Annotated in this window: 2 protein-coding genes; both read left to right on the forward strand. The window is 70.5% G+C overall.

Annotated elements, in window-relative coordinates:
- The first annotated feature begins 118 nt into the window (after positions 1-118).
- On the forward strand, positions 119-514 hold the full coding sequence (locus ACZ3I4_RS47880) for a DUF6233 domain-containing protein (protein WP_465388851.1): 396 nt from the start codon (positions 119-121) through the stop codon (positions 512-514).
- Between the two features lie 56 nt (positions 515-570).
- On the forward strand, positions 571-1090 hold a 520-nt coding region (locus tag ACZ3I4_RS47885; protein ID WP_465388852.1), incomplete at its 3' end, for an ATP-dependent DNA ligase.

Here is a 1090-nt window from a genome sequence, read left to right on the forward strand (position 1 = left end):
ACACCCTCCGCGATCAGACGCCCCATCACCTCACCGACGTTCGCCCACACGGCGCGACCTGACTGCCCCGCTCGGCATGGGCACCCGGCGTCACGACGTCGACCCGCCCTTCAGGTACGTGCGCCCGCATGCATTCCACGAAGAGATCCGTCAGGGCGACGGGCTTCGCGCTTACGACATCGACGGAGACATCCGGCCGCGACCACACCTCCAGGGCCGCCTCAAGCGCGAGCATGGACAGTGGCAGTTGCGGCAGGTCCGGGGCCGGATCCGGAAACTGGAGATCAAGGAGCAGCAGGAACACCGTGCCCGGGAGCGGGCGCATGCCGCGCTGCGGTGGAAGATCCAGCCGCAGCGGTCGTCGTCGGCGGCTCTCGTGCACCGCGGGGACTGTGCCCTGTATCCGGTCGAGGGCGGATTCCTCACCCGAGAGCAGGCGGTGATCGCTTTGGCTGAGCCGGACATCGAGGCGTGCCAGATCTGCAGGCCCGAGACGGGGCTCTTCGACGGGTAGGGCCGTACGGACCGCCCGAAGCGCTTCACGGGCGCCGGGCTCGCAGGATCGGTTCCGTGGAGTTCCCGACCAGGGTGGCACTGGCCCAGGCCGTCCCGGTCCTGCCCGAGGGGCCGGGCTGGTGGTACGAGCCCAAGTACGACGGCCACCGAACCGTGCTGCGCCGTACCGATGAGACCGTCGTGCTGTACGCCCGGTCCGGCAGAGTGGTCACCCAGCACTGGATGGACCTGGCTGTCGCCGGGATGGAACTGCGCCCCGGCACGGTCCTGGACGGCGAGGCCGTGATCTGGCGGGGCGGCCGGCTCGACTTCGCGGCCGCGCAGTCACGGGCCGCGTCATCCACGACCCGGGCCCGCGCCCTGGCAGCCCGGTACCCGGCCTCCTACATCTGCTGGGATGTTCTGCAGCACCCGGACCCGCAGATCGGCGACTGCCGACAATTGCCCCTTCACCGAGCATCGCGCCTTCCTCCTGGAGCTCCTCGCTCATGTCGGGCCGCCGTGCCGGCGACCGGGACGTCGCCGGGCTGTGGTACGACGCCCTGCGCGTGCAGGGCATCGAAGGGATCGTCTG

This window comes from Actinoplanes sp. NPDC021490 (assembly GCF_055562135.1).